Origin of the sequence: Brachybacterium sp. (assembly GCF_052095815.1) — a bacterium.
In the GTDB taxonomy this organism is placed as follows: domain Bacteria; phylum Actinomycetota; class Actinomycetes; order Actinomycetales; family Dermabacteraceae; genus Brachybacterium.
Genome location: NZ_JBQDLF010000008.1, coordinates 113,141 through 119,536, shown reverse-complemented (window position 1 = coordinate 119,536; position 6,396 = coordinate 113,141). Strand labels below are relative to the sequence as shown.

General features: G+C 69.1%; 6 protein-coding genes. 5 read left to right on the top strand and 1 reads right to left on the bottom strand.

Going from position 1 to position 6,396, the window contains the following annotated elements; genetic code table 11:
- Nucleotides 1-144: 144 nt before the first annotated feature.
- The 5 genes from ACTH43_RS05525 (at nt 145) to ACTH43_RS05505 (ending at nt 5,173) form a co-directional block, all read left to right on the top strand.
- Nucleotides 145-1,794, top strand: a complete 1,650-nt coding sequence (locus ACTH43_RS05525) for a DUF222 domain-containing protein (protein ID WP_441443924.1) — start codon at nt 145-147, stop codon at nt 1,792-1,794.
- A 47-nt stretch (nt 1,795-1,841) separates the two neighbouring features.
- Nucleotides 1,842-2,387, top strand: coding sequence for a GNAT family N-acetyltransferase (locus ACTH43_RS05520; RefSeq protein ID WP_441443919.1), 546 nt, complete (start codon nt 1,842-1,844; stop codon nt 2,385-2,387).
- A gap of 58 nt (nt 2,388-2,445) precedes the next feature.
- On the top strand, nt 2,446-3,423 hold the full coding sequence (pheA, locus tag ACTH43_RS05515) for a prephenate dehydratase (protein WP_441443918.1): 978 nt from the start codon (nt 2,446-2,448) through the stop codon (nt 3,421-3,423).
- An 87-nt stretch (nt 3,424-3,510) separates the two neighbouring features.
- Nucleotides 3,511-4,050 carry a YdeI/OmpD-associated family protein gene (locus ACTH43_RS05510; RefSeq protein WP_441443917.1) on the top strand — a complete coding sequence of 180 codons (540 nt, stop codon included), beginning with the start codon at nt 3,511-3,513 and terminating at the stop codon, nt 4,048-4,050.
- A gap of 169 nt (nt 4,051-4,219) precedes the next feature.
- Nucleotides 4,220-5,173, top strand: a complete 954-nt coding sequence (locus ACTH43_RS05505; RefSeq protein WP_441443916.1) for a universal stress protein — start codon at nt 4,220-4,222, stop codon at nt 5,171-5,173.
- Between the two features lie 16 nt (nt 5,174-5,189).
- Here ACTH43_RS05505 and ACTH43_RS05500 read toward each other — a convergent pair whose 3' ends face one another.
- A complete protein-coding gene (locus tag ACTH43_RS05500) occupies nt 5,190-6,389 on the bottom strand; it encodes a diacylglycerol/lipid kinase family protein (protein WP_441443915.1) in 1,200 nt (399 codons plus the stop codon).
- Between the last annotated feature and the right edge of the window lie 7 nt (nt 6,390-6,396).

The following is a 6,396-nucleotide window of genomic DNA, read 5'->3' as shown; positions in this document are numbered from 1 at the left end:
CTCCTCGAATCAGGAGGCTTCAGAAACCAGCTACACCCTCGGATGCGATGAGCCACGTTACTGTGGGCATCGGTGCCCAGTATGAATGTTCGCCATGGCGGTATGCCCCGGCGATGACTCGACGAGGAGGTGGAGATCGTGACGATGGAAGTGCCGCACCCCTCCCTGCGTCCTGCCGGGTCTCAGTCCGCGCCCCAGCCGGCAGTCCAGCCCGAGTTCCAGTTCCAGTCCCAGTCCCAGTCCGCGCCCCAGCCCCAGTCCCGTGCCGGTCGATCCGGCGACGATGGGCCCCCTGTGGTCCGCGTACGCGCACGTTCGACGCTCACGGAGGATTCCCTGGCCGTGCGGGGGCGTCTCAAGCCCGGTAGCGCTGACGCGGCCGCCATTACCCGGATGATGGAGGAGGAGCGCGAGGAGTCGCGGCGTCACGCGCGGCACCTTCTCGAGCTCGCTCCGTTCTGGATCGACTACGAGAACCCGGACCTCACGGATGACCGTGAGGAGCGGAGTCTCGCGATCGCCATCGCCCTGCGCACCACCACTGCGCTCGCGGCCTTTCGGATTCGCGACGCGCGTATCGCGCTTCACGAGATGCCGCGAACATTCGAACGCCTCGCCGGAGGTGACATGCCGAAAGATTGGCATCAGAGAATGCTGAAGGCCGTCAGGGATCTCACCCCCTTTCAGCGCTCTCAAGCTGATGAACATATCTCCGCCTGGGACCTCGCCTCCATTCCCGCTGATCGGTTCCAGGATGAGCTGCGCCAACTGGTCTCCTGGTTCGAACGTGAGGAGCCACGGCACTGCCCAGAGCACTCCCGCGATGTCACCGTCGAGTCCAGCGGGCGTGATGACGGCATCGCCTGCCTCCGCGTGACCGGCCCGATCCCCGAAATCCTCGCCCTCTCCCGCCGGATCGACGCCTCGGCGAAGGCAGTCCAGGCCGCGCAGCGCCATGCGCTCGAGCAGGGCGCCCCAATCCCCTTCGACCTCGATGGGGACGTCGCCCGCGACGGCGGCGCCATGACCCTTGCGGCCCTGCGCTACGCGATCATCCACCGCACCCTGCTCGATACCGCCGGCGTCGAGGTGCCCGCGCCCCGGCACCGCATCAACATCGTCATCCCCGTCCTCACCCTGATGGGCCTGGATGACACCCCCGCCACCTATGGCGGCATGACCCCGCTGCCCGCCGCGATGGCCCGGAAGCTCGCCGAGTCCGAGCCGGTATGGCACAAGGTCTTCACAGAGCCGATCGCCGGAGGCTTCCTCCCGCTCCCTGCCCAGCGCTACCGCCCCACCCCCGAGATGGTCGAGCACCTTCGACTGACCACACCCCGCTGCGCTGTGCCCGGATGCACGAAGAGCACCACCGACGATGCGGAGAACGACCACATCGAAGAGTTCGACCACGCACACCCCGAACGGGGAGGCCCCACCAGCATCGACAACCTCCACCGACTGCACTGGGGGCATCACGACCTCAAGACTGCGAGACGTGTCGATCCCGTCCGAGAACCCGACGGCGACACCACTTGGACGGTCGGTTCGCCACCCCTGGTCACCACGAGGGTTTCACCACGCCCTGACCTGGCTACGCCCCGCCTCGCGACCGCCATGATGGAGTCGTGGGAGCACTTCCAGTGGCTCTGCATGATGGAAGAGATGGACCGCAATGGCGAGAACGCACGGATCCACCAGGAATGGGGGCCCGTCGACCCCGTCATTGAAGGCGAGTACGACGATGAGGACGCCGCACGGCGCGCACGCTGGGACACCGATCCACCCTTCTGACGACCCACCCTCCTGATTGGTCGCACCCACCGTGGCACCATGTCCCGATGCCCCGCGCGATCAGCCTCGTCCGACCGGACACCACCCGTTACTCCGCCTACATCGACTGCGTCACCGACTTCGCCGGCACCTCGATGGACGGGTCAGGCATCCGTGATCCCCAGCGTCCTCCCATCGCCCCGGGCGACGTCACCGAATTCGTCACCGCCCGCATCGAGGAGGAGGACCCGGCCACCGAGCTTCCCGACGGCTGGGTGCATTGCACCAGCCGCTGGATCCTCGACCCCGAGACGGACGAGATGCTCGGGTTCATCGCCATCCGGCACCGCCTCACCCCGTACCTGCTCGAACAGGGCGGCCACATCGGCTACTCGGTGCGCCCCGCGGCCAGGCGGCAGGGGATCGCCTCTGCCGCCCTCGAACTCGCACTGGTCCATGCGCAGGAGCTGGGCATGGACCCGGTGCTGGTCACCTGTGACGACGACAACCACGGCTCCCGTCGGACCATCGAGAAGGCAGGCGGTCAGCTCGAGGACATCCGCGACGGTAAACGCCGCTACTGGTTCAGCGACGGACCGCGACCCCGGGCCTGAACATCCCCGGGCCTGAACGCGCCCGAGCCCGCCGTGGTGCGCCGAGTACGATTTCACCATGCGGTACGGATTCCTTGGTCCAGAGACGACCTTCACCCATCAGGCACTCCTGCAGGCACTCGCGGAGACGCCCGAAGAGTTCGCCGCAGCCGAGCCGGAGCTGGTGCCCTTCTCGGCCGTCGCCACCGCGACCACCGATCTGCTCGCCGGTGACATCGATGCGCTGATGGCGCCGATCGAGAACTCGGTCGAAGGCGGCGTCTCCGGCACCCTGGACGTGCTCGCCGCCACTGACTCGGTCGTCATCGTCGCCGAGCAGACCGTGCAGATCACCTTCGTGCTCGCCGCTCGAGAGGCCACGCCCCTCGACCAGTTGACCACCGTCTCCTCCCACCCGCATGCCCAGGCACAGGTCCAGGGCTGGCTGCGGAAGAACGTGCCCGGCGCGGACATCGCGGCCGCCTCGTCGACAGCAGCCGCCGCTCGAGACCTCGCCGCGGTCAGCGCGGAGGAGGCCCGCGGCCGGGCCGCTGTCTGCTCCCCGCTCGCAGCGAAGCACTTCGGCCTGGAGATCCTCGCCGAAGGCATCGAGGACTACGACGGTGCTGTCACCCGCTTCGTGCTGGTCACCCGCGAAGGCCGGATCCCCGCCCGCACCGGCGCCGACAAGACCACGCTCGTCGTCCAACTGCCCCACAACCGCTCCGGCGCCCTGCTCGAGGCCCTCGAGATCCTCAGCTCCAACGGCGTGAACATGTCCCGGATCGAATCCCGCCCCGTCGGCGACTTTCTGGGCCGGTACTCCTTCTCCCTCGACATCGAGGGCCACATCGAGGACCGCCGCGTCGCCGCCGCCCTGCGCTCGCTCCATCGGCTCTGCCCGGTGGTGCACTATCTCGGCTCCTACCCGCGGATCGATGGACAGCGGGCGGAGATCCGCGAGGACTTCGCCGACCATGCCTACGACGACGCGCGCGACTGGATCGAGCGGCTGTCGGGAATGATCACCCCGACGGATCCCGCCACAGCGATCTGAGAACGAGCAGGGGATCTGAGCACGCACAGAATCTGAGACGCACAGGAACTGAGAGTGCACAGGATCTGAGGACAGAGGAGAGCAGAAATGGCAGCGAAGACCAGTAGCCCCGTCGACGGCACCGCCGAGGTCCGCGCGATCGATGATCGGCTCCTCATCCCATTGCCCGAAGCGGCCAGCGCTGCGCTGCCCTCCCGCGGTCAGGTCGCCGTCGAGGCCACGTTGAACGGTCATCAGCTGGACATGGTGGTCGAGCCCGACGGTCGCAAGGGGCACTGGCTGCGCGTCGACGATGCGCTGGCAAAGGCGCTCGACCTCAGCGAGGGCAACGTCGTCGACTTCACCCTCGTGCCCACGAAGGTCTGGCCCGAGCCGGAGGTCCCAGAGGATCTCGGTGCCGCGCTCGACGCGGCCGACGACCTCGAGGAGACCTGGGCATCCATCACCCCGATGGCGCGCTGGGAATGGGTGCGCTGGGTCGGGTCGACCCGCAACGCCGACACCCGTGCGCGCCGTGTGGAGGTCTCGATCGACAAGCTGCGGAACGGGAAGCGTCGCCCCTGCTGCTTCAACCTCGCCTCCTGCACCGACCCGGAACTCGCCCGGAGCGGTGTGCTGAAGGACTGAACGGCGCGGCCCCCGGTGTGCACCCCGACCCGCTCTCCCCGACCTGCACCCCGCACCGGCGCCTCGGGCCCGCGCTTTCACCTGAGGGGTAGGGTGAGGAGCGACGAGGATGGACTCGACAGCGGGGCGTCATCGTCGTCCGTGCCGGCAGCCCCGCGGAGGGCTTGCCATGAGCACAGAGGCTCATCTTGAGCAGAACACGATCCCTTTCGACCCTGCCACGCGTGACCTCGGTGTCGCGGTCGGGTTCGATGGCTCCCCGAACTCCGAGGTCGCACTGGCCTACGCCGCCGGCATCGCCGCCCGCCGCGGGAGCAAGCTCAGCGTCATCACCACCTATCGAGCACCGCTCCCGGTGTACGCCAACTACGCCTCCCTCGGCGCGGAGCCCGAGGACGAGGCCCGCAAGCTGATCGCCGGGTACGTGCTGGAGGTGGCGGCGTCCCGACTCGCCGAGCATCCCGGCGAGGTCTCCTACCTGACGATCGAGGGAGACTCCGTCGGCGCGCTCGCGGAAGCCTCGGCACGGGCGCACCTGATGGTCGTCGGTGCCCGTGGCCGGGGAGGTTTCCTCGGCCTGGTGCTGGGCTCGGTCTCCACCGCCCTTCCCGCTCATGCGCAGTGCCCCACAGTGGTGGTCCCCGCGGTGGCTGAGCGCTTCACCGGGCCGGTGGTCGTCGGCGTCGACGGCTCGCCCCACAGTCGCCGGGCCGCGTTGCATGCGGCGCGGGAGGCGGCCGATGGCGGAACGTCGCTGGTGCTGCTGACCGCACAGCAGAGACCCGACAGCGGCGAGTACTGGTTCCCGCTGCGCCCGTGCGACGCCCAGGAGCTCGTGGACCGTCGTCGCGCCGACCTCGAGGCGGATCTGGCGGCAGAGGTCGCCTGGGTCACGGAGCACGTGCCCGGCATCGAGATCTCCGGCGAGGTCCAGGAGGGAGCGGCCGCTGCGATCCTCCATGACGCCGAAGCCGTCGCGCAGCTGATCGTCGTCGGTTCCCATGGCCGGGGTGCCCTGAGAAGTGCGCTGCTCGGCTCGGTGTCGCGCGCGATCCTCCACGGGGCCGAGCGGCCGGTCATGGTGGTGCCGCCGCTGCAGGACGACCGGGTCGAGCGGGCTTAGCTGTTGCCCCGCGGGCCTAGCTGTTGCCCTGCGCCGCGCCCTTCCCCTCCGGCACGCGCAGCCGCAGCACCCCGGGATCGATGGTCGCGATCAGGTGGGTGGCGTCGACATCGGTGTCGCCGTCCAGCTGCACCGGCTGCGGCTTGGTGGTGGTCACTCGGATCCCGGTGGTCAGGTAGCGCTCCATCGTGGCGAGCTTGGGACCGTACTTCGGGACCAGTTTCGGATTCATGACCTGGGCGGCGACCTGGCTGAATCCTGCCGCTCCCCGCCAGCCCGCGACCACCACTTCGAGGCGGCCGTTGTCGATCGTGGCGTCGGGCATCAGCACGAAGCCGCCCGGCAGCTTGCCCACGTTGCCCAGCAGCACGGTGCGGGCCTTGTGGGCGTGGCGGGTGTCATCCGGCAGCTGCACCACCACATCCACCGAGCGGCCCAGCACGGTGCGGATCCCGCCGAAGATGTACGCGATCCAGCCGATCCGCTTCTTCATCTCCGGATCGGTGTAGCCGATCATCTCCGCGTCGGCGCCGAAGCCGGCGATCACCAGGAAGATCTGGCGCTCGGCGGAGCGGGCCGCGGCGGCGGAGTCACCGGCACGGAGCCAGCCGACGTCCACCTGGTGGTCCTCACCGGTCAGCGCGGTGATCATCGCCGCGGACGGGTCCTCCAGCGGGATCTCGACATTGCGGGCCAGCAGATTCCCGGTGCCGGCCGGGATGATGCCCATCCGGGTGTCGGTGCCGGCCAGCACCGAGGCGACCAGACGCACCGTGCCGTCGCCGCCGGCGGCCATCACGAGATCCGCGCCGTCCGCGACAGCCTGCTCCGTCTGGCCCTTGCCGGGATCGTCGATGGTGGTCTCGTAGAAGACCGTCTCAGCGCCCTCGATCCGGTCCACCACCTCGGTGATCTTCCGGCGGAAGGTGTCGGTCTCCTCGAACTTCGAGGGATTCAGCACCACGGCGACCTTGCGGAGCCGGCCGTCGTCGGCGGGGGAGTCGGCGTCATCGTCCGCGGCACCCTCCGTCGAGTCCCCCGCGCCGTCGGTGCCGGGCGCCCTGCGCGTGCTCGACCGGCGGTCCGCGGCGGCGCGCAGCTCGCTCAGCTCTCGGCGGTGCCGGCCCAGTCGGCGCAGCACCATCACCAGCAGGGCGATCGTGATCACGGTGGTGAGCACTGAGGCGATGCTCAGCAGCAGCAGGGTGAGGTCCATTCCGTCA

Bases quoted from the DNA above. Each gene is read 5' to 3' on its own strand.
- ACTH43_RS05520 (WP_441443919.1), top strand. From the start codon at position 1,842: ATGCCCCGCGCGATCAGCCTCGTCCGACCGGACACCACCCGTTACTCC.
- ACTH43_RS05510 (WP_441443917.1), top strand. From the start codon at position 3,511: ATGGCAGCGAAGACCAGTAGCCCCGTCGACGGCACCGCCGAGGTCCGC.
- ACTH43_RS05500 (WP_441443915.1), bottom strand. From the start codon at position 6,389: ATGGACCTCACCCTGCTGCTGCTGAGCATCGCCTCAGTGCTCACCACC.
- ACTH43_RS05525 (WP_441443924.1), top strand. From the start codon at position 145: ATGGAAGTGCCGCACCCCTCCCTGCGTCCTGCCGGGTCTCAGTCCGCG.
- pheA (WP_441443918.1), top strand. From the start codon at position 2,446: ATGCGGTACGGATTCCTTGGTCCAGAGACGACCTTCACCCATCAGGCA.
- ACTH43_RS05505 (WP_441443916.1), top strand. From the start codon at position 4,220: ATGAGCACAGAGGCTCATCTTGAGCAGAACACGATCCCTTTCGACCCT.